Consider the following 24,919-nt stretch of genomic DNA (forward strand, 5'->3'; position numbering starts at 1 on the left):
CTCCCGTTCATAGGAAGCGACACATGAAAACCTGTCTCGTGGTCGACGATTCCGGCGTGGCCCGGAAGGTGGCTCGCCGCATTCTCGAGGATTTCTGCTTCTCCGTCTCGGAGGCGCCGGACGGCCAGAAGGCCCTGGAGGAATGCCTGCGGGCCATGCCCGACGCCATCGTGCTCGACTGGGCGATGCCCATCACCGATGGCCTGGAATTTCTCGCAAAGCTGCGGGCCACTCCCGGCGGCGACGCCCCCAAGGTGATTTTCTGCACCGCCAAGAATGACCTGGACCACATTGCCAAGGCCCTGGCCCTGGGCGCCGACGAATACATCATGAAGCCGTTCGATTCCGAAATCCTGCGGGAAAAGCTGGTCGAAGTCGGTCTCATGGAAGAGAGCGTTCCGTGAGCAGCGCCGCCCCAAGCCCCACCCCTCCCCCGTCGGGGGACCGCATCCGCGTGATGATCGTGGATGATTCCGTCTTCGTCCGCGGCATCCTGAAGACCTGGCTGACCGAGGATCCCGAGTTTGACGTGGTCGCCACCCACGCCAACGGCCGGCTGGCGGTCAACGATATCGTCGCGGCGCAGCCGGATGTGGTGATCCTCGACCTGGAAATGCCGGACATGGACGGGCTTCAGGCCCTGCCCATCATCCTGGAGCGCAAGCCCAACACCATGGTGATGGTGGCCTCGACCCTCACCCGCCGCGGGGCGGAAGTGAGCTTGCGGGCCCTCACCCTCGGGGCGGCCGATTATCTGCCCAAGCCCGATGCCGGGCGCGGTATTGCCGCGGCCGATGATTTCAAGCGGGATTTGCTGGCGAAGGTGCGAAGCCTCGGCCAAAGGGCGCGGCGACGCCCGGGCGGGCCGCGTCCCACCGCGCCGGCGCCCGCGGCGGTGGCTCCGTCCGCGCCCGCCGCCAGCGAAGGAGCGCGTCCGGCCCCAGTCCGACCGACCGCTGCTCCCCCGCCGCCCCCCGTCGCGGCTCCCCTGAAGCGGGGGGAAACCAAGATGCGGTCCTATTCCATGTCGCCGGTGGGGATTCTCACCATCGGCAGTTCAACAGGCGGCCCCCAGGCCCTGACGCGGCTGTTCGGCCAGATCGGCCCGGCGGTTGGCGGAGTTCCCGTCGTCATCGCCCAGCACATGCCGGCCACCTTCACCGCCATTCTGGCGGAGCACGTGAGCCGTGCCGCCGGCCGGCCCGCCGCCGAGGGCGTGGACGGGGAAGAACTGCTTCCCGGCCGCATCTACATCGCGCCCGGTGGCCGCCACATGGTGATCGAGCGCGCGAAGGGTAAGCCCGGCATCATCCGGCTCAATGACGACCCGCCGGTGAATTTCTGCCGGCCGGCCGTGGACCCCCTGTTCAATGCGGTGGCGCACTCCTTCGGGACCCATGTGCTCGCCCTCGTGCTGACCGGCATGGGTAGCGACGGCGCGCGCGGCGCCGGCGTCATCGCCGATGCCGGTGGCAGCGTGATTGTTCAAGACGAGGAGACCAGCGTGGTGTGGGGCATGCCCGGTGCGACGGCGTCCGCAGGCAATGCCTGCGAGATCCTGCCGCTCGATGGAATCGCCCGCAAGGTCAACCGCATGTTGACGGGAGCCCGGTCATGATAACGCCTACCGACTACGACTTCTTTCGTCGTTTCCTGAAGCAGCGTTCGGGCCTCGTCTTGTCGGACGACAAGCACTATCTCCTGGAGAGCCGTCTTGCGCCCCTCCTGCGCAGGTTCGATCTCCTGGATTTCGCGCACCTCGCCAATGTGTTGCGGGACGGCACCTCCCTGCTGATCTCGGAGGCGGTGGTCGAAGCCATGACCACCAACGAATCCTTGTTCTTTCGGGATCGCACGCCGTTCGAGAACTTCACCAAGCTGATGCTGCCGAAGATCCATCAGCGGCGTCCCTTCGGTGCTCCCATCCGCATCTGGTGTGCGGCCGCCTCTACCGGACAGGAGCCCTATTCCCTGGCCATGACGCTGCTGGAGCATCCCGGCGTCATCGGAAACCGTCGGGTCGAGATCATCGGCACGGACCTTTCGACGGAGGTGCTCGATCGGGCGAGGGCCGGGCGCTACAATCAGTTCGAGGTGCAGCGTGGCCTTTCCGCCCCGATGCTCCTGAAGTATTTCGTCAAGGCTGGCGACATGTGGGAGGTGGTCCCGCAGGTCAAGTCCATGGTGGAATATCGCCGCCTGAACCTGCTCGACCCCTTCCTCGGGCTCGGCATCTTCGACATTGTCTTCTGTCGAAACGTGCTGATCTATTTTGACGCCCCCACCAAGACGGACATCTTGAACCGCATCGCCCGGGTGCTCACCTCGGACGGGTTCCTGGTGCTTGGCGGAGCAGAGACGGTGATGGGGCTGGGCGATGCCTTCCGCGCCATGCCCGATTGCCGCGGCTTCTACATTCCCAACCAGACCTCCGCCGCCGCCGTGGGGGCCTGAGCCCCCGCTGCTTAGGCGCTGTAGATCCAGTCGTACCTGTCGATCAGGTGGCTGCCGGTCAGCCGCAGGACCGTGTCGCGCGCAAAAGCGGCCGGCCCGGCCAGATGGTAGACCATGCCATTGGCGCGCGCCTCCCGCTGGATGCGGGCGGTGCGAGGCCGGCGGGCGGCCTCATAGGCCCGCAGCGCCTGCTCGGCCTCGGTGTGCTCCCGCACGGCTTGGCCGAGGCACCAGGCATCTTCGATCGCCTGTGCGGCCCCCTGGGCGAGAAAAGGCAGCATGCCGTGGGCGGCATCGCCCAGCAGCGTGCTGCGCCCCGTGCCCCAGCGCGGCAAGGGATCGATGTCGTAGAGCCCCCAGCAGCGATAATCGGGTGCGCGGCCGAGCAAGGCGCGCACCTCATCTGCCCAGCCGGAAAAGGCAGCATGGACGGTGGACGTTTCCCCCGGCTCGCTCCACCGCGCCACGGGCCGCTCTTCCTTCACCACGGCGACCACGTTCGTGGCGTCTCCCCCGCGCACCGGATACGTCACCAAGTGCGCGTCCGGGCCGAGATAAAGCCGCACCACCGGTTCGCCTTCGTAAGGCGAGGGAATGGTGGCGCGATAGGCGAGGCGCGAGGCAAAGACCGGTGTCGCCGCATGGCCGAGCTGGGCGCGCACCGTCGAGCGGATGCCGTCGGCGCCCACCAGGAGGTCCGCTTCCAGCGGGAGCGGCTCGCCATCCCGGCTGGCGATGACCGCGACCTTACCGTTGTCCGCCTCCACCCCTTCCACCTGCGCCCCAAGCACGATGCGGTTGCCCGCCGCCTGCGCCGCCTGGGCCAGAGCGCCGTGCAGGTCGGCCCGGTGAATGACGAGGAAAGGGGCGCCGTAGCGGGCGGTCGCCGGCGCATATTCGCAGCGGGCGATCAGGCGGGCCGTGCGGCCCTCCATCACCTCGAGCGCCACCGGCAGAACGCCCACGTCAAGAACGGCGTCCAGGACGCCGAGATCGCGCAGGATGCGCGTGGCGTTGGGGGTGAGCTGCAGGCCCGCACCCACTTCTTCAAGTGCCGGGGCCTGCTCCAGGATACAGACATCCAGGCCGACGCGGCGCAGTGCCAGCGCGCACGTCAAGCCTCCTATGCCCGCGCCGACGACCAATGCGTCGCGCGCCGCGGCCACTGCGCTCCCGGGCGCCACGGCGTCACGCCGCCTCGGACTGGCCCTGCCAGACGCACCCCTCGGGCTTCGCCTCATTGGCCTTCAGGGCCGGATTGTAGCGGTAGAGCGTCGAGCAATAGGAGCAGATGATCTCGGTGTCGCCGCCCATATCGAGGAAGATGTGGGGGTGATCGAAGGGCGGACGGGCGCCGATGCACATGAATTCCCGCGCGCCCACTTCGATGACCGTCACGCCGAGGTCGTTACAGAAGTGGGGAATGCCGATGGCTGCCATGATCCGATCCGTCTCTTGCGCCACCTGTTGCAGCGCGGCGGGACTTTAGCGCTTCCGCCCTGCCCGTCCAAGGGGGGAGACCGGCTCGTCCCCCGCTCGCACCCCGAGGCGACTCGGCGCTGCCTTGGTCTGACCATCTCGGTGGGGCACCCGGTTGGTCCGGAGGGATGGCGTTCATCTCGCAAAAAAGTGCGCGGCCCCTCCCTGGTGTCCCACCCCCGGCACCCCATATGAATGGGCATGACGCTAGGGAAGGAAATGCAACAGGCCTTCACGGAAAGACCATTGTCCGCAGCACATCACGCTCCGGCTCCCCTGGGGCAGGGGCGCAGTTCGCTGGGCGGCGAAGGAACGGAAGGTCGTCGGGGTCGTGAGGGTTCGAGGGGAATGAGCATGTTCAAGCGTTTGGCGATGTTCGCCGCAATCGTCGCACTGGGCTCGGCCATGAGCCTTGCCACCGTTCACACGGCCGATGCCCGCCAGGGCGGCGGGTTCGGCAGCCGGGGCACGCGCACCTACCAGGCGCCGCCCAGCACGCAGACAGCCCCGTCCACTGCACAGCCGATTCAGCGCTCCGTGACCCAGCCGTCCACCGCGCCCCAGAGCGCCGCCGGTGCGCGCGGCGGGTTGTTCGGTGGCGGCTTTGCTGGCTCCATGTTGCGCGGCCTTGCCATCGGCGGTCTCGTAGGCCTTCTGCTGGGCCACGGCCTCGGCGGCATGGCCGGCTTCCTGGGCCTCCTCCTTCAGGCTGCGCTGATCGGCATCGTCGTAATGCTGGTGTTCCGCCTGCTGGCGGCCCGGCGCCAGCCCTCGCCGGCCGGTGCACCGGCGTCCATGGCGCGGGATAATCTCGGCGCACCCCGCTCGGCCCTGGGTGGCCTGGGCGGCATCGGAGGTCTGGGTGGCCTCAGCGGCGGTCAGGCGCAGCCTCGTCAGGCTCCGGCGCAGAAGGGCGTGCGCGATGCCATCGGCCTGACGGGTGCCGATTTCGACAGCTTCGAGCGTCTGCTTGGCGAGGTGCAGGGCGCGTTCTCCCGCGAGGATCTCGGCGCCCTCAGCACCCTGACCACGCCGGAGGTGTATGGTTACCTGACCGAGGAGTTGCGCGACAATGAGGCGCGCGGCCTGCGCAACCAGGTGAGCGAGGTGAAGCTCCTGCAGGGCGACCTCGCCGAAGCCTGGCGCGAAGGGCAGACGGACTATGCCACGGTGGCCATGCGCTATTCCATGCGCGACCGGATGGTGAACCGCACCACCGGCCAGCCGGCGCCCGGCAGCACGGACGGGACCACGGAGACCACCGAAGTGTGGACCTTCACCCGTACCCGCGGCGGTGCCTGGACCCTGTCGGCCATCCAGGACACCTGATCCCGTCCTGCAACTCACATGCACGTTTCGACGGCGCTGCCCCTGGCAGCGCCGTTCGTGTTTCAGTGTCCCGAGCGGGCGGTGAGGGCGATGAGGCCTGCGCCCACCAGCAAGGAGCCGCCGGTGCGGTTCACCGCCTTGATGATGGCCGGATTTCCCACATGGCGGCGCGCCCGGGCGGCGGCCAGCGCATAGCCAAAGGCATTGGCGAAGGCGAGCACCAGAAAGGTGGCACAGAAAATGGCCATCTGCGGCAGCAGCGGAGCGCCATGGTCGAGGAACTGCGGCAGGAAAGCGACGAAGAAGGTCAGGCTCTTGGGATTGAGCGCGGTGACCAGGAACGCATGGCCCAGCATGTGCGCGGCGGAAGCCGGGGTGGTGCGGGGGGAGGCTTCCAGGCATCCACCGGCGCGGAACAGCCGGATGCCGAGATAGATGAGATAGGCCGCCCCGAGCCATTTCACTGCAGTGAAGAGCTCGGCCGAGGCGAGAAGCAGGGCGCCCACGCCCGCCAGCGAGGCGGTCATGGCGGCAAAGTCCCCAAGCGCCACGCCGATGGCCATGGGCACGGCCGAGCGCCAGCCCTGGCCCAACGCATAGGAGACCACCAGCAGCACGGTCGGGCCGGGGATGACCAGCAAGACGGCGGAGGCGGCCACGAAAGCCGCCCAGGTTTCAAGATCCATGGTTCCTCCCTAAACCTTTGTTCTAAAGGTCTCTTTCAGCGGGCGCGGGACGGTCTTCGCGCGTCGCAGCCGCCTTCGGCCAGGCGCACGTCCGGTCTGCCCCGATCAAGCCATTGGGAGAGCGCACCGTAAAGTGCCCTAAGGGCAGGAGGCGTCTCCCTGCTGACTGAGTGTCATGTGCGACATTCCGCCACATAGGGCGGAGCCTGGAACTGCCCCTTGGAGTAGTTAGTTAGGGAGCTGCGATCCGGGCCCCTCTGACGCGAGCATGATGCACGCGTGATGTCGGATCAGCTCCGACACTTATGCCGGTGAGTGGCCCTTTGGATCCGAAAAGCACGTCCCTGCTGTATCGACCCCGCCGTGCGCTCTTCGTGGTGAACCCGAAGGCGCGGCAGGGGGATGTTCCCCTGCCGGAAGTCCGCGAGGTGCTCGCCGAGGGGGGCATCACTCTCCAGGAGGCCGCGCTCCAGAAGGGCGCGAGCCTCTCCGATCTCATTCGGCAGCAGGCCTCCTCCTGCGACCTCGCCATCATCGGCGGGGGAGACGGCACGTTGAACGGCGCGGCGGCCGGTCTTTACGATACCGCGCTGCCGCTCGGCGTCCTACCGCTCGGCACCGCCAACGACTTTGCCCGCACCCTCGACATTCCCGCCGACCCCGTCGCCGCAGCGCAGCTGATCGCCTTTGGCGAGCCGCGGCTGGTGGATCTGGGGGAAGTCAACGGCCATCCCTTCCTCAATGTGGCCAGCATTGGCTTTTCCGCGGAACTGGCGCGCGAACTCACTGCCGCCGCGAAGAAGCGCTGGGGGGTGCTCGGCTATGCGGTGACAGCCGCGCGGCTCATCGCACAATCCCGGCTCTTTACCGCCTATATCGAGCATGACGGTACCATTGAGACGGTGCGCACCCTCCAGGTGTCCGTGGGAAACGGGCGCTATTACGGGGGTGGCATGGCTGTCGCGGAGACCGCCACGGCCGACGACGGCACGCTGGATTTCTATTCCCTTGAAGTGGACCATTGGTGGCGCCTGTTGCGCCTTCTGCCCAGCCTGCGCCGCGGCACGCAGGGCCGCTGGGACGATGTGCGCGCCTTTCGCACCACCGAGGTCATCATCCGCACCCGCAAGCCGCGCGCCGTGAACACCGACGGTGAGCTGACCACCTGGACGCCCGCCCATTTTCGTATCCGGCCGGCGGTGCTGCGGGTCTATGCCCCGCCGAGCCGGCCCCTCGCGTTCCAAAGTTCCCGACGCATCCTCGCCCCTACACCTTCAAAAGAGTGAGACATGGATTATCTCCTGCAATTGGCTGCCGACCCGGCGGCGTGGGTCGCCCTGGTGACGCTGGTGGCGATGGAAGTCGTGCTCGGCATCGACAACCTGATCTTCATCTCCATCCTGACCAACAAGCTGCCCGTGCAGCATCGCTCCAAGGCACGGCGCATCGGCATCGGCCTTGCGCTGATCCTGCGGCTTGGCCTGCTGGGCACGGTGGCCATCATCGTCCAGCTCACGCAGCCCATCCTCACCGTTTTCGGCCATCCTTTCTCCTGGCGCGACATCATCCTGATCGCCGGCGGCCTGTTCCTGGTGTGGAAGGCGACCAAGGAAATCCATCACAATGTGGACCCGGACCCGGGCTCGGACATGTTCGAGAGCGCCAAGGCGAGCATCGGCTTTACCGCCGCCATCGTGCAGATCCTGATGCTGGACCTGGTCTTCTCCATTGACAGCATCATCACCGCCGTGGGCATGACCGAGCATATTCCGATCATGATTATCGCCGTGCTCGTGGCGGTGTCCGTCATGCTGCTGGCCGCCGATCCCCTGGCGAAGTTCATCGAGGCCAATCCCACCGTGGTGATGCTGGCGCTGGGCTTCCTCATCATGATCGGCATGACGCTCATCGCGGAAGGCTTCGGCGCCCATGTTCCGAAGGGCTATGTCTATGCGGCCATGGCCTTTTCGTCCGGTGTGGAGGTGCTCAACATGCTGGTGCGCCGCGCCAACCGGAGGAAGGGCGCCCACTGATGCGGGAGGGCCGCCCGCGCCAGCGGGCGGCCACTCTCCATTCCGGCGCCGCCCGGTTCAGTGGCGGCTCCAGATCTCGGTTTCGATCTCGCCTGCCAGCTCGGGCATGTCCTCGGCGAGGAACACCGGGACCTTGCCGGCCCGGCGCTGCTCCAGATAGGAGCGGGACAGGCGCGCCACGAGGCCGGACAACAGCACGATGGCGACCAGGTTGATGGTCGCCATCAATCCCATCGAGGCGTCCGCCGCGTTGAACACGGTGGCCACGCTCTCATAGGCGCCCCAGATCACCATGGCCAACACGCCGACCCGCAGGGCCGTCTTTGATCCCTTGTGGTCGAGGCCCAGGAAGGTCAGGGCATTCTCTGCATAGGCATAGTTTCCGATGATGGAGGTGAAGGCGAAGAAGAAGATGGCGACCGCGATGAAATAGGTTCCCGCCGGGCCAATATGGGCGTTCATCGCGGCCTGTGTCAGCTGCGTGCCGGTCACCCCGTTGCCTTGCTCGAACACGCCAGACAGAAGGATCAGGCAGGCGGTGGCCGTGCAGATCACGATGGTGTCGATGAAGACGCCGAGCGCCTGGACGAAACCTTGGCTGACGGGATGATGCGGCTCGGGCGTTGCCACCGCCGCGATGTTCGGCGCACTGCCCATGCCCGCTTCGTTGGAAAAAAGGCCGCGCTTCACGCCGTTCATCATCGCCGCCGCAACGGCGCCGGTGACGCCGCCCACCGCCGGCTCAAGGCCGAAGGCGCTGCGCACGATATGGGCGAGCACGGAGGGCACTTCGCCCATGTGGGCGATGAGCGCATATAGCGCCACTCCCACATAGCCCGCCGCCATGAAGGGCACCACGATCTCGGCCACCCGGGCGACGGTTCCAATGCCGCCGAAGATGATGACGCCGGTCAGCGCCGCCACCGCTACGCCGGTGGCAATCTTGGGCACGCCAAAGGCGCCCGCCACCGCATCGGCGATCGAATTGGCCTGCACCGCATTGAAGATCAGGCCGAAGGACAGGATGAGACAGATGGAAAACAGCGCACCCGCCCAGGGCGCCTTCAATCCGCGGGAAATATAAAAGGCAGGGCCGCCGCGATACTGGCCGTCTTCATTGCGCACCTTGTAAAGCTGCGCCAGCGTGCTTTCCGAGAATGCCGTGGCCATGCCTACCAGCGCCACCATCCACATCCAGAAGATGGAGCCGGGTCCTCCCAGATAGAGTGCCACTGCGACGCCCGCGATGTTTCCCGTGCCGACGCGCGAGGCGAGCGACGTGCACAGCGCCTGAAACGGGGAAATTCCCGCCTTGTCGGTGGCGGAGGAGCCGGTGACGCAGCGGATCATCTCGGGGAAATGGATGATCTGGATGAAGCGCAGCCGCAGCGTGAAGTAGATCCCCACCGCCAGCAGCCCGTAGATGAGCACGTAACCCCAGAAGATCGTGTTCAGGAAATCGATGATCGCATCCATCCGCCCCTCCACCCGGCGCCGTGAGCCCCTCCGGCTCCCGGATCTCGTCCAAAAGGCTAAGCGGATGTTTCTCGTGTGAAAAGTGCTCTACATTTCAATTGCGTGACGTTTCTTGGTCCGGTGGTGGACGCCGGCCACGGCATGGCGTGACCGGTGCTGTCGCGCGCGCCTGTCCCCCCTTCCGGGACAGGGCGATGGTGGGACGTGGCCTCGGCAGAGGGCGCGCCGGGTGCCGGCGGTGGCTTCCCCTGCGCCCTCGGGCGCATTAGGTTCCGCGCTCCCGGGATGGCGGCAAACGAGGACTTTGATGCCCACCTTTTCATCCGACGGTGTCGAGCTGGCCTATCTGGACGAGGGCACGGGCGACGCGGTGCTGCTCATCCATGGCTTTGGCTCCACCAAGGAGATCAACTGGGTCAATACGGGCTGGGTGAAGCTTCTCCAGGGTGCCGGGAGACGGGTGATCGCGTTCGACCATCGCGGCCACGGGGCGTCCGAAAAGCTTTATGATCCAGCGCTTTATCACACCGAGCTGATGGCAGACGATGCCGCGCGGCTGCTCGATCACCTCCATGTGCCGCAGGCTGACATCATCGGCTATTCCATGGGCGCGCGGGTCGGGGCGCACCTGGCCCTGCTGCATCCCGAGCGGGTGCGTTCGCTGGTGATGGGCGGGCTCGGCATCCATCTGGTGGAGGGGGCGGGGCTGCCGCAATCCATCGCCGATGCGCTGGAAGCGCCCAGTCTCGATGATGTGACCGACCCCATGGGCCGCATGTTCCGCGCCTTTGGCGATGCCAACAAGGCCGACCTGAAGGCGCTCGCCGCCTGCATTCGCGGCTCGCGGCAGGTGCTCTCCGAAGCCGAAGTGCGCCGCATCTTCCAGCCGGTCCTGGTGGCGGTGGGGACGCGGGATGCGGTTGCGGGCGACGCCCATGCCCTCGCCGCCCTGCTGCCGGATGGCGAGGCGCTGGACATTCCCGGGCGGGACCACAATCCGGCGGTGGGGGACAAGGTGTTCAAGCAGGGCGTGCTGGACTTCTTCGCGCGCCGCCCGTGAGGGGCGGCATCCACAGGCGCGCGGAACGCTCTTCCTCGGCCGCAGCTTGTGCTAGAACTGGAGCGAATGGACCCATCCAGGAGGCAGAAATGCCCCAGACCCTGTTTCAGACGCGCCCCGCGCCCGCGGCGCGGGACAAGAGCGCGGAGCGTTGGCAGGACACGTTCGATCCCGTCTGGTCGCGCCTGCGCAACGAGGCTGACGCGGCCATGGAAGCCGAGCCTGTGCTCGCCAGCTTCTTTGTCAGCGCCGTGCTCGGCCATGGCAGTCTTGAGGCTGTCATCGCGGAGCGCATTGCTGCGCGGCTCGACCATGCGGAGTTGCCCGCCGCCGTCATCCGGGCGGCTTTTCATGAGGCGTGCGCGGGGGATAGCTCTATTCCGCAGGCGGTGCGGGCGGACATCATGGCGGTGGTGGACCGCGACCCGGCGGCCACCCGTACGCTTGATCCCGTCTTGTATTTCAAGGGCTTCCACGCCATCCAGACCCACCGCCTCGCCAATTGGCTGTGGCGGCAGGGGCGGCGGGACTTTGCCCTTTATCTTCAGAGCCGGGCCTCCTCGGTCTTTGCGGTGGACATCCACCCCGCCGTGCCCCTGGGGCGCGGCATCTTTCTTGACCATGCCACCGGCCTGGTGGTGGGCGCCACGGCCGTCATCGAGGACGATGTCTCGATCCTTCAAGGGGTTACCCTTGGTGGTACGGGCAAGGAGCGGGGCGATCGCCATCCCAAGATCCGCCGCGGCGTGCTGATCGGCGCCGGCGCCAAGATCCTGGGCAACATTGAAGTGGGCCATTGCGCACGCATTGCCGCCGGCTCCGTGGTGCTCAAGCCTGTGCCGCCGGCCACCACGGTGGCGGGCATTCCCGCCAAGGTGGTGGGGGAGGCGGGCTGTGCCGAGCCGGCCCGCGCCATGGACCAAATGTTCGACGACAACATCTTTGCTGGCGCCGACATCTGATGACCGGGCGGCCTTGGCCGCCCGTCGCCCCCCGGCCGCAGGCGCGGCCGATGTGACACTCCTGGAGGATTCAAGGTTGGATAAGACCGAGCTCGAACGCGTACAGAGATACCTCAGAACACTGTTCGGCAACCCGCAGATCAAGGTTACCGCGCGTCCGAAGAAGAAGGATTCCGCCGAGGTCTATCTGGGCGACGAATTCATCGGCGTCCTGTTCAAGGACGAGGAGGACGGCGACCTTTCCTACAACTTCCAGATGGCCATTCTCGATACCGACCTGGATTGAGACCTAGGCGGCGGCGCGGGTGCGCCGTCGCCCCTTTGGCCCCCCGGACCCCCGGTGCCCGCTTTTCAGGCGGACGAATACGGGATACAGAATCGTGGCATACAAGATGCCGTTCTGGGGGCGCCCGTGCCTTTTCTCCACATTGCCGGCGAGCGGTTCCGCTATGAGACGAGCGGGCTCCGAAAGGGGCCGGCGCTGGTGCTCGCCCATTCGCTCGGCACCCGCCTGGAGATGTGGGACGCCCTCGTGCCGCATCTGGCCCACCGCTTCCATGTGATCCGCTACGATGCCCGCGGCCATGGCCAGAGCGCGGCGCCGGACGCGGTCTATTCCATGGGCGACCTCGGGCGCGACCTCATCAATATTCTCGATGCCCTCGACCTGCCGCAGGTGCATTTGTGCGGGCTGTCGCTGGGCGGCATGGTCGGGCAATGGATGGCGGTGAACGCGCCGCAGCGGCTCCACCGCCTGGTGCTGGCCAACACCACCGCCCATGCGGGGCCGCACCGGCTGTGGGAGGGGCGCATCAAGGCGGTGCGCAAGTCCGGCACGGCGCCCATTGCCGATGCGGTGGTGGAGAGCTGGTTCACCCCCGCCTTCCGGCAGGCGGCCCCCGCCGAGGTGGCGCGGGTGCGGACCATGGTGGTGGAAACACCGGCGGTGGGCTATGCCGCCACCAGCTGCGCCATGCGCGACATGGATTTCCGCCATGACCTCAGCCATGTCCGCACGCCCACTTTGGTGGTGATCGGCGCGCAGGACCGTTCGACTCCGCCCGAGTGGGGCGAGCTGATCGCCGCCCACATCCCCGGCGCGCGGAAGACGGTGCTGGACACCGGCCACATGTCGGCCATCGAGGTGCCAGAGGCCTTCGCCGCCGCCGTGACCGGCTTCCTCGTCTGACCCCGCCGCCTCGTGGTGGTACGAAGTGTCATCGAGCCTCGCTAAGGTCCAGGTGCTGGAGGCCGGTTGTCGGGCCGGGACGGGGCGGAGGTGACAGATGGCGCAAATGTCCAACGAGCCGGCGCAGGGCGCAGGTGACGGCACGGCCGCGGGGCGGGGGCCCCATGCCCATGCCCATGCCCATGCCCATGCCCATGCTGGCGGTGGCCATGGCCACGCCGATCACGACGCGGCGGACCACGGCCACGAAGGACACGCCCATTCCGGCCATGACCATTCCGGGCACGACCATGCGGGCCATTCCCATTCCGGCCATTCTCACGGCGGGCACGATCATGCCGGCCATGCCCATGCGGTGCCGTCCTCGCTGCGGGCCTTCGCCATTGGCGCCTCGGTGAATTTCGGCTTCGTGGTGGTGGAGGCGGTGTTCGGGGTGCTCTCCGGCTCGCTCAGCCTGCTGGCGGATGCGGGCCATAACCTGTCGGACGTGCTGGGCCTGCTGCTGGCCTGGGCGGCGGCGTGGCTGTCGCGGCGGCCACCCACCGACCGGCGCACCTTCGGCTTCGGGCGCACCTCCATCCTGGCGGCGCTGGCCAATGCGCTCATTCTCATCGCCGGCACCGGCGGCATCATCTGGGAGGCCATCACCCGCTTCGGCGATCCCGAGCCCATCCAGACGGGCGTGGTCATGGTGGTGGCGCTGGTCGGCATCGGGGTGAATTTCGGCACCGCTCTGCTGTTCATGGCGGACCGTAAGAAGGACCTGAACGTGCGCGGCGCCTTCGTCCATCTGGTGGCGGATGCGGCCATCTCGCTGGGCGTGGTGGTGGCGGCGGGGGTGATCGGGCTCACCGGCTGGCTATGGCTGGACCCGGTGGTCTCCATCGCCATTTCGGTGGCGATCATCGCCGGCACCTGGGGCCTGTTCCGCGACAGCTTCAACCTGGCCATCGATACGGTGCCGGCGGGCATCGACCGGGCGGCGGTGGCGGCCTATCTGGCGGCCCGGCCCGGCGTGCGCGAGGTGCATGACCTGCACATCTGGGCGCTGTCCACGACGGATGTGGCGCTCACCGCCCATCTGGTCCGGCCGGGCGCCGTCCTCGACGACGCCTTCCTGATGGAAACCTGCGCCGGCCTGAAGGCGCAGTTCGAGATCGGCCATGCGGCCTTGCAGGTGGAGGCGGGCGAATTGCCTTGCCCACTCGCCTCGCCCACCGTGGTGTGAGCCTCAGGCTCGGACGATTTCCACCGGGCCGTGATCGTCGCAATGGTCGCCATGGGGGTGGTGCAGGCGGCCATCCACCAGATAGTCCACATGGTCGCCATGGGGCACCGCCTCATGGCCGCAGCCGGGGCCGTGCACATGGCCGGGCTCATGGCCCGTGCAGGGCTGGCCGGCGGTGCAGGCGTCGGGATTGGTGGCGCTCACCTCGATGACGTGCTCGTCCACATGGTCCCCATGGGGATGATGCAGGTGGCCGTCATGCAGATAGTCCACATGGTCGCCATGCTTGATGGCGGTGTGGCCACAGCCGGGGCCGTGGGCATGGTCGTGGTTGGGGTGGATCTTGCAGGTCTCGCTCATGGCTGTCTCCTCTTCGCATTGGTGTTCGCAGGCATGGTCGACGGCGCTGGTCACCAGGGCCAGCACGTGGGCGTCCGCCAATTGGTAAATGATGGACTTGCCGCGCCGCTGGCGGCGCACCAGCCGCGCCGCGTGGAGCACCTTCAGCCGCGCCGACAAGGTGGTGAGCTTTTCCCCCATGGCCTCGGCGAGGTCCGACACGGAGGCGGACCCGGCCGAAAGATGGATGAGCAGCCGCAGGCGTCCCGGTTCGGCCAGCGCCGCGAACATGCCGGCCGCCGCCTCAATCTGGGCTGGGGTTAGGTCTCCATGTCTCATGCGCTTCATCCATCATTCTATTGATCGTTGGAATGTTGGAGTCAAGTGGCCCGTGGCGCCCTGTCGCCCGGCACAGCGCGCGCCTCTCCCGCGGCGGTGTCGGCCGCCGGTCCTCTTGCCTGTCGGATGGAGGGCTTCAGCCGAACCAGAAGCGGCGGGTGCCGACCGCCAGCAGCAGGGCGCCTGCCACCGCCAGCCAGATGGCATTCAGCCCCATGTGCGGATAGAGCAGGGCGCCCCCGAAGGCGCCCGCCACGAGGCCGGACCACAGGCTGAGATAGGACAGCCAGGCCGTGCGGCTGCCGCCCATGACGGCGGCGGCGATGTGCTGCCCCAGCTTCACCAGCGTGCCGGTCATATAGGTCAGCCCGATGCTCACCTCGCCATTGCGCTCGAACACGGTGTTCTCCACCCCCATGGCGAAGGCCATGGCCGCCACCGTGGCAAAGCCGAAGTCGAGGGCATGGAGTGTGCCCGCCAGCGCCAGCATGGTGGCCACCAGAAGCAGCAGCACGGTGTGCCGGCGCCGGTGCAGCAGGCGCCCGGTAATGGTGCCGGTGACCACGCCGGCGACGAAGCTGGAGATGAGCCCGGCGGCGATGGCCCAGTGCAGGGATTCCGACGCGTTCTCCAGCCCGACGCCCACGCGCGTGGAATTGCCGCTCATGAACGAGACGAAGAAGCCGCCCAGTTCGATGAAGCCGAGGGCGTCCACGAAGCCGGCGAGGGCCGACAGGCAGACGGCGATGAAGCGCAGGTGAAGATCGTAGCGGAGCACAGGGGGCGGGTATCACGCCGGGCGGGTGCAATGGAAGCGCCGCAATGAGATGGCGGCAATGCGGAAAAGAGGGACAGGAAGGGATTGCGGTTGCAGGGCTTTTCACTTGCAATCGCCCTGTGGCGCAAGGGCGGGCCTGCGGGCGCGGCTAGCGTGGGTGAAAGGGGAGCCTGGAGGGAGGGCTTAATCCGCGCCCGCCTCGGCCCGGTCCAGGATGACTTTCAGCAGGATGCGGGTGCGGGTCTGGTCGCGCACGTCGAGCTCCGTCACCCGGCGCAGGGCATCCGTGCCTTCGTCCAGTCGATCCAGCCGCAGGAGCACATAACCATAGGCCTGGAGCACGAACAGGAAGAAGCGCACCTGCGGCGCGTCAGAGGAAAAGTCGGCGTCCCCCGCGCGCACCTCCCGCCAGTCGGCGGGAATGTTGAGCCGGCGCGCGGCGGCGGCGAGGACCCGCTCGGCCTGGAGAAGCGCCGTGGAAAATTCGTGCTTGTAGAGGGCATAGCGATAGCGGGCGATCATCACCGCCAGATGGTCGCCGGCGATGCGCTCGGCCTCCGCCAGATGCCGCTCCGCCTCCTGCGGCCGCTGCCAGGCAAGCCCGGCCGCACGGATGGCCCGTTCCGCTTCCGGCGCCAGGTCCTCGTGATAGCGGCCCTCCAGCCAGGCCTCCGCATTGGGCCGGCTGTCGGCCAAGGGCGCGCTCACGCCACGGCCTCCGCGACCCCTTCGGCCAGCGCCGCTACCACGCGGGACCCCACCTGGTCGTGCGGGTCGAGCCGGGCGAGGGTGTCGAGCGCCGCCCGCGCCGCCTCCGGCTCGCCGCGCTTCAGGCGAATGAAGGCGAGGGCTTTCAGGGAATAGAGGGCGAAGCGCTCCGGGCCCTCCTGGCCCGGAAAGGGCGGCCACTTCAGCCAGTCCGGCGGCAGGCCCGCCTGCCGGGCGGCTTCGGCGATGGCGGCCTCCACGGCCTCCAGCGCCGCATCCCCGTCCCCGGCATAAGCATGGATCTTGTAGAGGCACAGATGCACCGGCAAAGCGTCGGGGGCCTCGGCCAGCGCGGCGCGGAACAGGGCCTCGGCCGCCGCCTTGTCGGTGCGATGGGCGCGCACGCCGGCCTGGAGCAGGGCGTCCACCGCCTCCGGCAGCGGGCCGAAATCGATGAGGCGCTCCCCGTTCACGGGCGGCCTCAGGCGGCCGACGGGCCGGAGCAGGCGCTGCCGGCCGGATGGATGCAGGCCTCCGTCACGGGCTGGGCGCGGGGGGCAAGACCGATGAGGGCGTCCAGCATCTCGCCATCCCAGCCCGCCAGTCTCAGGCCGGAAATGTCCAGGAGCGGGCGGCGGATGAGGGGCGGATCGGCCAGCAGGGCGGCGAGCGCGCCGGCTTCGTCATAGGCCTCCGGCACCACCTCGCCGCTCTTCACCTTCACCGCCGAGCGGTTGAACCAGTCGGCCGGCGGCAGGTCGCCGAAGAAGGGGCGGAGCGTCTGCGCGCTCCAGGGATGGGTGAAGAGGTCGCGCACCTCCAGTTCGTGGCCGGAAGCGGCGAGCTGCGCCCGCTGGCGGGCATTCCCGCCACATGTGGGCTTGCCGTAGAAGACGATGTGCGCCACCCCCGCCTCCTATGCGTCCATCAGGATGTCCAGCGCCGCACCCAGCGGCAGGTCGAGCACGGCGATCTCCTGCTCGGCGAAGAAGCGGGCCTCGTTGCGGGTGAGAGAGGCCGCATCCACCACCGCGAAATGGGGGCCGCGCGAGCGCTTCATGATCTGCCGGGCATAGGTGCGCAGCATCTGGTCGTGGAAGCGGCAGCCCAGGAACAGGAAGCCCCGGAATGACCGGCGGTCGCGCACCACGGGCGGGATGGGCGACTGGATGTCGATCTCGGTCATCACCTCCACATAGTCGCTGTCCGCCACCAGGAAGTTCTGGGCCGGGGTTACCGCGCCATGGGGCTTGTAGAGAATGGTGGTCCAGCTTTCCGCCGTGGCGTCGGGCACGAGCGTGCCGGCCGCGTCATAGGCGCGGGTCCAGATGTCCTGCGTAATGCCCGCCCGGGTGATGCCCTGGATCTCGCCGAAATCGGTCCGGCCGGTGCCCGCGAAGGCGGCGCGCATGGCGCCGTCATACCAGGTGTCCACAATGAGCGAGATGGGTAGCCCCGCCAGATAGGACTGGAACGGGGAGGGCGAGAGCTTCGGGGCGAAGATCTCGCCCATCCAGGCGGTGAGCGTCTTGCGGTGGCGGCGCTGGTCGATGAACTGGGCCACCGCCCACATATTGGTGCGCATCCGCCCGGGCGCGGGATGGCGCTTGGAGAGTTCGGCGGCCAGCGCCTCCGGCGCCAGCGGCACGGTGCCGCCCGCCCCGCTTGCCGCCACCACGCCGGGGCCGAGATAGGGCACGAGCCGGTCCGCCTTCAGCCAGGCCGCCACGTCCTTCAGATGGGCCTGCGCGGCCGCCCCGGAGAGCACGGGGGCGGCGGCGGGGCGGATGGCGTCGGGGGCCGGAATGGGGGATGCGGTGATTGGGGATGCGGACATGGGTCAGTCCTCCTCGCCGCCGATCTTGCGGGCGTTCACGGTGATGGGCAGGCGGGTGTCGGCGGGCATGTCGGGGAGCGTGAAGGTCCAGCCATTCTTCAGCTTCACCCAGCCGCCCCACAGCGCCGCATGCTCCTGGTCCACGATGGGCTCCTCCAGGTCCTTCTTGGGCGCATAGGCGGAGAGCGCCCCGGCGGGGGTCTTGCGGATCATCAGCTTCACGGGAGGGCCTCCTCGGCCTTGGGGGCGGTCGTTTCGGCGGCGGGGGGCGGGTTGTCGAGGCTGACAAGTTCCTTGCCGCGCATGCCCACGATGGTGCCGCGCTCCACCCACTCCACCGCATAGATGTAGAATTGCTGGAGGAAGATGCCGATGTCGCGGACATAGCCGACATCGCCCTTGCGGACGAGATTCTCGCCGATCTCCTTCAAGGGATAGGTGCCGTCATTCTTCACATGCTTGGTGGAGCGCACCTTCTCGCCGGGGCGGAAGCGCGGTTCCTTGAAGATCTCCACGTCCTGCTCACGTCCGAGGCCCATGGCGTCCTCCCTCGTTTGCGAGGCGGCGCTGCGCCAGCTCGCGAATGGCTTCCACCTCGTCCTGCACAAAGCCGCGCAGGTGCGCAGGGTCGATGCGCTCGGCCACCGCGAAGCGCACCCGCATGTCGCCGTCGCGCGCCAGCACCGTGAGGCGGGCGGGCGGCAGGCGCTCGGCAACGGCGAGGCGCACCAGCGGGTCGGGATCACCCGCCATGGTGGGCAGGTGCGCCGGCCCGATGCGCCGGGCCACCTCGCGGCGCACCTCGGCCTCGGTGTCGTGCAGCGCCATCACCAGGGCCGCCGGCGGAGCGCGGCGGGCGGCGGTGAGGCGCACATAATAGTCTTCGTCCGCCAGCATGGAGACGAGATCGCCCCCTTCCAGGCGATGGGTGATGGCGATGCGCACCCGGCGGTCCGGGTCCTTGCGCATCTCCCGCGCCCGTGTGAGCGGCAGGCGATAGGCCACCATGGTGCGCACTTCCGGCTCCGGGTCGTCCTTCAAAGAGCCGATGAGGAAGACGCTGGCATGCTTGGCGGCGAGCGTCCTCACCTCGAAATAGGGATGGGCCAGATAGCGGGCGGCAAGATCGGGATTGCGGGCGAAGAAGCGGTCGATGCGCTTGCCCCGCCGATCGGCGACGCAGATCTTGCCGAGGTCGCAGCGCCCTTCCGCGTGGATGTCCTCATGAGGACAATCCTGGCAGCGCAAGGGACGACCTTGCCAGTCGAGCGCCTCCGGCCCGCTTTCGACGTCTTCCGCCGCGTCTCCGGCCATGCTTCGCCTTCCCCCGATTGGCTGATGTCACCGTCCGCGCCACAAGCCGGGTCAAGGGCGGCCGTGGGCGGCCAAGGCCGCCAGAGCGGCCAAGGGCGGACGGCGGTGCTCGGCCCGCCGCGTGTGGATCAGTTGGCGGGGACGCAGGTGTTGGGCACCGGGCAGACGGCGGCGCACTGGGGCTCGTCGAACTGGCCCTCGCACTCGGTGCACTTCTTGGGGTCGATGATGTAGGTGTCGCCCTTCATGCGGATGGCCGCATTGGGGCACTCGAACTCGCAGGCGCCGCAGACGGTGCACTGGGACACGATGATCTTGAGAGACATGGTCTTTTCCCTTCGCTGGTCATGAGGCCGCGCGCGGCCGGGATTGGGCGCTCTCCTCAGGCGGAGAGCGCGAGCTTCTGGTCGGTGACGGTGCGGCCGAATTCGCGGGCATAGAGGGCGCCGATGGCCGCCTCGATATATTCGAGGGCATAGTCATCGGTGGCGCGGATGCCGGCGGCGGTGAGCGCGTCCTTGGGGCAGTCGCCGATCTTGGCGCACAGCACCACTTCCACGCCTTCCAGCGCCGCGATCACGCCGTCCAGCGTCGCATCCTCGCCGAAGCCGCCCATGCAGTAATTGTCGACCTTGCGATGGCCGACGAACTGGATGCCCTTGGGGGTGGCCTCATAGACCTGGAATTCCTTGGCGTGGCCGAAATGCTCGTTCACGCGCCCGCCGCCCTTGGTGGCCACGGCCACCAGCAGGGTGCCGTCGGTTTCCATGGCCCGGATCTCGGAATTGATCTCCTGCTTCTTGGCCACGTGATCGCCGCGCTCGCTCGCCACCACCTCGCGATAAGCGGCGCGCTTGGCCGGGTCGTAGGTGACGAATTCCGGGATCTGGTCGAGGGTGAATTCCTGGCCCCGGTCCTCACCCAAGAGGCCCACCGCGTCGGCGCGGCACTGGCGGCAATGGCGCATGAGCTTGGCGCCGCCTTCCAGCTTGTCCTGGAGCGCCTTCAATTCCATGGCGCTGGGGCCGCGCTGGCCGGTCAGGCCATAATGGGTGCCGTGCTCGGCCGCCGAGATCAGGGGCATGACGTTGTGGAGGAAGGCGCCGCGCTCCTTCACCCACTTGTTCACCTCCAGGAGGTGCTCGTCATTGACCCCGGGGATCATGACCGAGTTGACCTTCACCAGGATGCCGCGGTCGCGCAGCATTTCCAGGCTCAGCATCTGCCGCTCGTGCAGGATCTTGGAGGCCTCATAGCCGGTGTAGCGCTTGTGATTGTGGAAGATCCACGGATAGATCTTCGTGCCCACTTCCGGGTCCACCATGTTGATGGTGACCGTGACGTGGTCGATATTCATTTCCGCGATCTCGTCCACATGGTCCGGCAAGGCGAGACCATTGGTGGACAGGCAGAGCTTGACGTCGGGGATTTCCTTATAGACCGCCTCGAAGGTGGCCTTGGTCTTCTTCCAGTCGTAGCAGCTGTCGCCGGGGCCGGCGATGCCGAGCACGGAGAATTGCGGCACTTCGTTCGCCACCGCCACCACCTTGCGCATGGCCTGGTCGGGGGTCAGCTTTTCCGAGACCACGCCCGGGCGGCTCTCATTGGCGCAGTCATATTTGCGATTGCAGTAATTGCACTGGATGTTGCAGGCCGGAGCCACAGCCACATGCATGCGGGCGAAGTAATGGTGCGCCTCTTCCGAGTAACAGGGATGGTCCTTGATCCTGTCCCAGACATCCTGGGGCAGATCGTCGGGCTTGGCCGAGGACCCGCAGGCGGAGGACGAGCAACCGCCTCCTTCCAGCTTGGCGCGCATCTCCTCAACGGAGACCGGGGAGGCGATCAATTTGTCCAGGGAAAACATGGGTGCGGACATGAGAAGCACTCCGGCATGAAATCTGGAATAGCTCTCGCAAGCGTCATGCCATGGGATAAGGCATTGAAAATAAAGGGCCTGTCGGAGGTGCGTCGGAGCGGTGTCGGGCCTTTGTCGGCCCATTGTCCGGCTTTGTCCGCCGTCGCCTGTCGCATGTGCGACAGGCCCGTCGCGCGGCTGTCGGATTGTGCGGAGGGCGATGCGGGCGCCCTGAAACGCCACCGCCCCCGCGCCGGGGCGGGGCGCGGGGGCGGTCGTCCATCAGCACGATGATGGCCTTCGGGAGGACAGCGCGCGGGGCATAAAAACCCATCTCCGCCGTCATGGCCGGACTCGTTCCGGTCCTCCGCGGGGATTGGCCAGGCACAGGCTTTTCCTGCGCCGATCCAGCATTTGGCCGTGGATGCGCGGGACAAGCCCGCGCATGACGGTTGCGACTGGGCCGGGCGGCACGCCCAAACCCAAATCTCGACCGTCAGAATTTCTTGATGTCGATGTCGTGCTTGCGCAGGGCGTAGCCCACCTGGCGGGGGGTGAGGTTGAGAATGCGGGCGGCCTTCGCCTGCACCCAACCGGCCCGCTCCATGGCCTGGAGCAATTGCTCGCGCTCGGAGAGGCGGGGCGGCACCACCGGGCAAGCATCGGCGCCGGGACAGGCGGCGGGAGGCGCGGTGTGGACCGGCGCCTCGGCCGAGAGGGGCACCACGGGGGAGGCCGGCGCGGGCAAGCTGTGCGCGGGCGGCACCGCTGATGGCATGCCGCTCGGGAGCCCTTGGGGGATGCCTTGTGGGATGCCGGGGGGGATGCCTTGGGGCACGCCCACATTCTGCGTCGCCTTGGGGGCGCTGCCCTTCCACAGGATGGCGGACAAACACTGCCCGCTGTCGCAGGCGAAGTCGTGGGGCACGATCACATCGTCCTCCGCCAGGGTGGCGGTACGGCGGACGCAGTTTTCCAGCTCGCGCACATTGCCCGGGAAATAGCACTTCTTCAGCACTTCCAGGGATTGGGGCGAGAGCTGCATGTGGCGCTGGTTCTCGCGGTTGAAGCGCTCCAGGAAGGCGCGGGCGAGCTTGGGGATGTCGCCGGTGCGCTCGCGCAAGGGCGGCAGGATGAGCGGCACCACATTGATGCGGTAATAGAGGTCGGCGCGGAATTCGCCCTTGGCCACCGCGTCTTCCAGATTCTTGTTGGTGGCGCACACCAGCCGCACATCCACTTTCAGCGTGCGGTTTCCGCCCACCCGCTCGAACTCGCCTTCCTGCAAAACGCGCAGCAATTTGGCCTGGAAGGCGGCGGAGATTTCACCGATCTCGTCCAGGAACAGCGTGCCGCCGTGGGCCAGCTCAAAGCGCCCCTGCCGGGCATTCAGCGCGCCGGTAAAGGCGCCCTTCTCATGGCCGAAGAGTTCGGATTCCAGCACCGTCTCGGGAAGCGCGGCGCAATTGACCTTGATGAAGGGCTTGTCCTTGCGGGGCGACAATTCGTGGATGGCGCGGGCGAACAACTCCTTGCCGGTGCCGCTTTCCCCGCGCAGCAGCACGGTGGAATTGGAGCGCGCCACGATCTTGGCGGTGGCGATCAGGCGCTTCACCGACATGCTGTCGCCGAGGATGCCGGTGGCCGGCAGATCGGGGAAATGGTCTTCCTTCTCCCCGCCCAGCGCCTTTTCCAGGCGATGGGTCTGGGCGATCAGGCGGTCGCGGTCGCCCGCCACCATTTCGTGCAGGCGCACGGTCTGCCCGACAAGGTTCGCCACCATGGTCAGGAAGCGCACGTCTTCGTCGAAGCGGAAGCGGGCGGTGCCGTCCCACACGCGGTCGATGGAGAGCGTGCCGATGACCCGCGTGTCCGCCTTGATGGGCACGCCGATGAAGGAGACGGTGGCGTCCTCCGCCGGGGCGAAGAGATCCTCGTGGCCCTCGAACAGGGCATGGGCGCTCACGTCCTGCACCACCAGCGGCGTGGCGGTGGCAACGATCTGGTCGATGGCCTTCTGCGGCACGCGCGAGCGGATGTGCTGGGCGATCTGCGGCGTCCAGCCGGTGGTGGCCACCATGTCCGGCTCGCCCTGCCGGTCGAGGATGACGATCATCCCGTGCCGCATCTGGAGCATGGAGGACAGGACGTTCACCACATTGGCGAGCGTCACCTCCAGCCGCCGGGCGGCGGTCAGGATCTTGGAAATCTCATAGATGCCGATCAGGGCCACCTCGGGCGAGGTGCCCCTGGATGCGGCGGACGGGCGCGGCGCGGCAACCGGGATCGGCTGCGGCGCTACGGCCTTCCCTTCGCCAACCCGGACGGGGGCTGGCGGGACAAGCGGACTGGTCATGACTGTCCTGGCACTGCCGGAATTGGCGTTGGTCGGCCCGTTGGCCGAGCCCCGAGGGACGCGTACCTGGTAGAAGTCCGTCATGGCGTGCTCCTCACCGCGCACGGGTGTCGGAAACCGCCCTCCAATATTTGAGCTTCCTCACGCTCGGTCTCGCTTGGGAGACATCTTGTCCGATGAGTTCGGAGGATTTCTAAGGAGAAGCTTTGGCCGGCTTCCGGTCTTTGATCTGGATCAAGTCAGGCAGTCATGCCTGATTTTTCCGCACTTGCCCTGGCGGGAGAGGGCCCGGGCGCAAAGGCGCGCGGGCCCTGGATTTCGCTATTCCGCCGCCACGGGCAGTCCCGCCGCTTCCAGCGCCACCGCCGCCGAGGCGATGATGGCGCCGAAGCGCACGGCGGCCTGGATCTGGGTTTCCCCAACCCCGGCCTCGCGCAGCACCTTCTCGTGGGAATCGATGCAGCGGCCGCAGCCATTCATGGCGGAAACCGCCAGCGACCACAGCTCGAAGTCCGCCTTGTCGACCCCGGGATTGCCGATCACGCTCATGCGCAGCTTGGCCGGCAAGGTCTCATAGGCCTTGTTCGAGGCGAGGTGGGTGAAGCGGTAATAGACATTGTTCATGGCCATGATGGCCGCTGCCGCCTTGGCCGCGTCGAGGGCGGCGGGCGTCAGATGCGGGGCGGCCTCGGCTTCCAGCGCCTGGGCCACCACCGGATTGCGGGTCGTGTAGCCGCAGGCCACCAGCAGCCCGTAGAGCTGCTGGGGCGTGAGGCTGTCCTCGCGGGGGAGGGCGGAGAGGTTCAGCTTCACGTCCTTGGCGAAGGACGGGATCTGCTCCTTGAGGGCGTCGATGGACATGCCTCAGGCCACCTTCAGCACGTCGCCGCCGACTTCGCGGTTGCAGGGGCACAATTCGTCGGTCTGCAGCGCGTCGAGCACGCGCAGCGTGTCCTTCGGGTTGCGGCCCACGTTCAGGTTGGTGGCATAGACGTGCTGGATCACATTGTCCGGGTCCACCACGAACGTGTAGCGATAGGCGACCCCATCGGGAGAGCGCACGCCCAGGCTGTCCACCAGCGAGCCATTGGTGTCGGCGAATGACCAGATGGGCAGGCGGTTCAGGTCCTTGTGGTCGCGCCGCCAGGCGAGCTTGACGAACTCATTGTCGGTCGAGCCGCCCAGCACCACCGCGTCCCGGTCCTCGAAATCGCCGGCCAGACGGGCGAACTCGGCGATCTCGGTCGGGCAAACGAAGGTGAAGTCCTTCGGATAGAAGAAAATGATCTTCCACTTGCCGGGAAAGCTCTGCTCCGTGAGGGTCTCGAAGGCCGACTGGCCGTTCTCCTCATGGAAGTTGAAGCCGGGCTTCACGCCGGTGATGGAGAAGGAGGGAAGGACGCTGCCGATGCCGAGCATGACTGTCTCCGAATAAGGAACCGAGGCGAAACGCCCCGCGGGTCGAAGGCAGCGCAGCAAGCGATGTGCCATTTC

General features: G+C 67.4%; 29 protein-coding genes. 11 read left to right on the forward strand and 18 right to left on the reverse strand.

Annotation, left to right across the window (positions count from 1 at the left end):
* Nucleotides 1-23 precede the first annotated feature (23 nt).
* Genes ACT54L_RS13805 through ACT54L_RS13815 form a run of 3 tightly spaced genes read left to right on the forward strand, consistent with a single transcriptional unit; the run spans nucleotide 24 to nucleotide 2,454 of the window.
* Entirely contained in the window at nucleotides 24-404 is a 381-nt protein-coding gene (locus tag ACT54L_RS13805; protein WP_476086181.1) for a response regulator, read from the forward strand.
* Nucleotides 405-457: 53 nt separating this feature from the next.
* The gene (locus tag ACT54L_RS13810) at nucleotides 458-1,618 is read left to right on the forward strand and encodes a protein-glutamate methylesterase/protein-glutamine glutaminase (RefSeq protein WP_476086350.1); all 1,161 of its coding nucleotides are present in this window, start codon (nucleotides 458-460) and stop codon (nucleotides 1,616-1,618) included.
* Entirely contained in the window at nucleotides 1,618-2,454 is an 837-nt protein-coding gene (locus ACT54L_RS13815) for a CheR family methyltransferase (protein ID WP_476086351.1), read from the forward strand. Before ACT54L_RS13810 ends, ACT54L_RS13815 begins: the two co-directional genes overlap by 1 nt.
* An 11-nt stretch (nucleotides 2,455-2,465) precedes the next feature.
* On the opposite strand, the gene ACT54L_RS13820 is transcribed toward ACT54L_RS13815, so the two are convergent.
* On the reverse strand, nucleotides 2,466-3,638 hold the full coding sequence (locus ACT54L_RS13820) for an FAD-dependent monooxygenase (protein WP_476086183.1): 1,173 nt from the start codon (nucleotides 3,636-3,638) through the stop codon (nucleotides 2,466-2,468).
* Nucleotides 3,639-3,642: 4 nt separating this feature from the next.
* Nucleotides 3,643-3,894 (reverse strand): zinc-finger domain-containing protein, encoded by a 252-nt coding sequence (locus ACT54L_RS13825; RefSeq protein ID WP_476086185.1) that lies wholly within the window; start codon nucleotides 3,892-3,894, stop codon nucleotides 3,643-3,645.
* Between the two features lie 393 nt (nucleotides 3,895-4,287).
* On the opposite strand from ACT54L_RS13825, the gene ACT54L_RS13830 reads away from it, so the two are divergent.
* Nucleotides 4,288-5,262 (forward strand): Tim44 domain-containing protein, encoded by a 975-nt coding sequence (locus ACT54L_RS13830; protein ID WP_476086187.1) that lies wholly within the window; start codon nucleotides 4,288-4,290, stop codon nucleotides 5,260-5,262.
* Nucleotides 5,263-5,324: 62 nt separating this feature from the next.
* On the opposite strand, the gene ACT54L_RS13835 is transcribed toward ACT54L_RS13830, so the two are convergent.
* A complete protein-coding gene (locus ACT54L_RS13835; RefSeq protein WP_476086189.1) occupies nucleotides 5,325-5,948 on the reverse strand; it encodes a LysE family translocator in 624 nt (207 codons plus the stop codon).
* Between the two features lie 305 nt (nucleotides 5,949-6,253).
* Here ACT54L_RS13835 and ACT54L_RS13840 point away from each other — a divergent pair, with 305 nt between their 5' ends.
* On the forward strand, nucleotides 6,254-7,234 hold the full coding sequence (locus ACT54L_RS13840; protein WP_476086191.1) for a lipid kinase: 981 nt from the start codon (nucleotides 6,254-6,256) through the stop codon (nucleotides 7,232-7,234).
* 3 nt (nucleotides 7,235-7,237) lie between these two features.
* Nucleotides 7,238-7,981, forward strand: a complete 744-nt coding sequence (locus tag ACT54L_RS13845; RefSeq protein ID WP_476086193.1) for a TerC family protein — start codon at nucleotides 7,238-7,240, stop codon at nucleotides 7,979-7,981.
* Nucleotides 7,982-8,038: 57 nt separating this feature from the next.
* On the opposite strand, the gene ACT54L_RS13850 is transcribed toward ACT54L_RS13845, so the two are convergent.
* The gene (locus ACT54L_RS13850) at nucleotides 8,039-9,457 is read right to left on the reverse strand and encodes an alanine/glycine:cation symporter family protein (protein ID WP_476086195.1); all 1,419 of its coding nucleotides are present in this window, start codon (nucleotides 9,455-9,457) and stop codon (nucleotides 8,039-8,041) included.
* A gap of 307 nt (nucleotides 9,458-9,764) precedes the next feature.
* Between ACT54L_RS13850 and ACT54L_RS13855 the strand changes: the two genes are divergently transcribed.
* The 5 genes from ACT54L_RS13855 to ACT54L_RS13875 all read left to right on the forward strand — a co-directional run bounded on the left by ACT54L_RS13855 (nucleotide 9,765) and on the right by ACT54L_RS13875 (nucleotide 13,896).
* Nucleotides 9,765-10,517, forward strand: coding sequence for an alpha/beta fold hydrolase (locus ACT54L_RS13855; protein ID WP_476086197.1), 753 nt, complete (start codon nucleotides 9,765-9,767; stop codon nucleotides 10,515-10,517).
* An 89-nt stretch (nucleotides 10,518-10,606) separates the two neighbouring features.
* Complete coding sequence (gene cysE / locus ACT54L_RS13860) at nucleotides 10,607-11,479, forward strand: serine O-acetyltransferase (protein WP_476086199.1); 873 nt, start codon at nucleotides 10,607-10,609, stop codon at nucleotides 11,477-11,479.
* A 76-nt stretch (nucleotides 11,480-11,555) separates the two neighbouring features.
* The gene (locus ACT54L_RS13865) at nucleotides 11,556-11,765 is read left to right on the forward strand and encodes a DUF3126 family protein (protein WP_209103382.1); all 210 of its coding nucleotides are present in this window, start codon (nucleotides 11,556-11,558) and stop codon (nucleotides 11,763-11,765) included.
* A gap of 126 nt (nucleotides 11,766-11,891) precedes the next feature.
* The gene (gene pcaD, locus ACT54L_RS13870) at nucleotides 11,892-12,668 is read left to right on the forward strand and encodes a 3-oxoadipate enol-lactonase (protein WP_476086202.1); all 777 of its coding nucleotides are present in this window, start codon (nucleotides 11,892-11,894) and stop codon (nucleotides 12,666-12,668) included.
* A gap of 97 nt (nucleotides 12,669-12,765) precedes the next feature.
* A complete protein-coding gene (locus ACT54L_RS13875) occupies nucleotides 12,766-13,896 on the forward strand; it encodes a cation diffusion facilitator family transporter (RefSeq protein WP_476086204.1) in 1,131 nt (376 codons plus the stop codon).
* Nucleotides 13,897-13,899: 3 nt separating this feature from the next.
* Here ACT54L_RS13875 and ACT54L_RS13880 read toward each other — a convergent pair whose 3' ends face one another.
* The 14 genes from ACT54L_RS13880 to ACT54L_RS13945 form a co-directional block, all read right to left on the reverse strand.
* Complete coding sequence (locus ACT54L_RS13880; RefSeq protein ID WP_476086206.1) at nucleotides 13,900-14,574, reverse strand: ArsR/SmtB family transcription factor; 675 nt, start codon at nucleotides 14,572-14,574, stop codon at nucleotides 13,900-13,902.
* Between the two features lie 136 nt (nucleotides 14,575-14,710).
* On the reverse strand, nucleotides 14,711-15,352 hold the full coding sequence (locus ACT54L_RS13885) for a YoaK family protein (RefSeq protein ID WP_476086208.1): 642 nt from the start codon (nucleotides 15,350-15,352) through the stop codon (nucleotides 14,711-14,713).
* Between the two features lie 183 nt (nucleotides 15,353-15,535).
* Nucleotides 15,536-16,060, reverse strand: coding sequence for a hypothetical protein (locus ACT54L_RS13890; RefSeq protein WP_476086210.1), 525 nt, complete (start codon nucleotides 16,058-16,060; stop codon nucleotides 15,536-15,538).
* The gene (locus ACT54L_RS13895) at nucleotides 16,057-16,533 is read right to left on the reverse strand and encodes a hypothetical protein (RefSeq protein ID WP_476086212.1); all 477 of its coding nucleotides are present in this window, start codon (nucleotides 16,531-16,533) and stop codon (nucleotides 16,057-16,059) included. The genes ACT54L_RS13890 and ACT54L_RS13895 overlap by 4 nt, the downstream gene beginning before the upstream one ends.
* 8 nt (nucleotides 16,534-16,541) lie before the next feature.
* A complete protein-coding gene (locus ACT54L_RS13900) occupies nucleotides 16,542-16,967 on the reverse strand; it encodes a thioredoxin domain-containing protein (RefSeq protein ID WP_476086214.1) in 426 nt (141 codons plus the stop codon).
* A 9-nt stretch (nucleotides 16,968-16,976) separates the two neighbouring features.
* Nucleotides 16,977-17,897 carry an SIR2 family NAD-dependent protein deacylase gene (locus ACT54L_RS13905; RefSeq protein ID WP_476086216.1) on the reverse strand — a complete coding sequence of 307 codons (921 nt, stop codon included), beginning with the start codon at nucleotides 17,895-17,897 and terminating at the stop codon, nucleotides 16,977-16,979.
* A gap of 3 nt (nucleotides 17,898-17,900) precedes the next feature.
* Entirely contained in the window at nucleotides 17,901-18,119 is a 219-nt protein-coding gene (nifT, locus tag ACT54L_RS13910; protein WP_209103376.1) for a putative nitrogen fixation protein NifT, read from the reverse strand.
* Complete coding sequence (locus ACT54L_RS13915; RefSeq protein WP_476086218.1) at nucleotides 18,116-18,436, reverse strand: nitrogen fixation protein NifZ; 321 nt, start codon at nucleotides 18,434-18,436, stop codon at nucleotides 18,116-18,118. The genes nifT and ACT54L_RS13915 overlap by 4 nt, the downstream gene beginning before the upstream one ends.
* Nucleotides 18,420-19,211: a 4Fe4S-binding leucine-rich repeat protein gene (locus tag ACT54L_RS13920; protein ID WP_476086219.1), complete on the reverse strand. Its 792-nt coding sequence runs from the start codon at nucleotides 19,209-19,211 to the stop codon at nucleotides 18,420-18,422. Before ACT54L_RS13920 ends, ACT54L_RS13915 begins: the two co-directional genes overlap by 17 nt.
* A gap of 128 nt (nucleotides 19,212-19,339) precedes the next feature.
* Nucleotides 19,340-19,597 carry a 4Fe-4S dicluster domain-containing protein gene (locus ACT54L_RS13925; protein WP_476086352.1) on the reverse strand — a complete coding sequence of 86 codons (258 nt, stop codon included), beginning with the start codon at nucleotides 19,595-19,597 and terminating at the stop codon, nucleotides 19,340-19,342.
* Nucleotides 19,594-21,090: a nitrogenase cofactor biosynthesis protein NifB gene (nifB, locus tag ACT54L_RS13930; protein WP_476086220.1), complete on the reverse strand. Its 1,497-nt coding sequence runs from the start codon at nucleotides 21,088-21,090 to the stop codon at nucleotides 19,594-19,596. Before nifB ends, ACT54L_RS13925 begins: the two co-directional genes overlap by 4 nt.
* Nucleotides 21,091-21,565: 475 nt before the next feature.
* Nucleotides 21,566-23,509, reverse strand: a complete 1,944-nt coding sequence (nifA, locus tag ACT54L_RS13935) for a nif-specific transcriptional activator NifA (RefSeq protein ID WP_476086221.1) — start codon at nucleotides 23,507-23,509, stop codon at nucleotides 21,566-21,568.
* Nucleotides 23,510-23,746: 237 nt separating this feature from the next.
* A complete protein-coding gene (gene ahpD / locus ACT54L_RS13940) occupies nucleotides 23,747-24,286 on the reverse strand; it encodes an alkylhydroperoxidase, AhpD family (protein WP_274777990.1) in 540 nt (179 codons plus the stop codon).
* A gap of 3 nt (nucleotides 24,287-24,289) precedes the next feature.
* A complete protein-coding gene (locus tag ACT54L_RS13945; RefSeq protein WP_476086222.1) occupies nucleotides 24,290-24,844 on the reverse strand; it encodes a peroxiredoxin in 555 nt (184 codons plus the stop codon).
* Between the last annotated feature and the right edge of the window lie 75 nt (nucleotides 24,845-24,919).

The organism is Aquabacter sp. DMC10 (assembly GCF_056314145.1).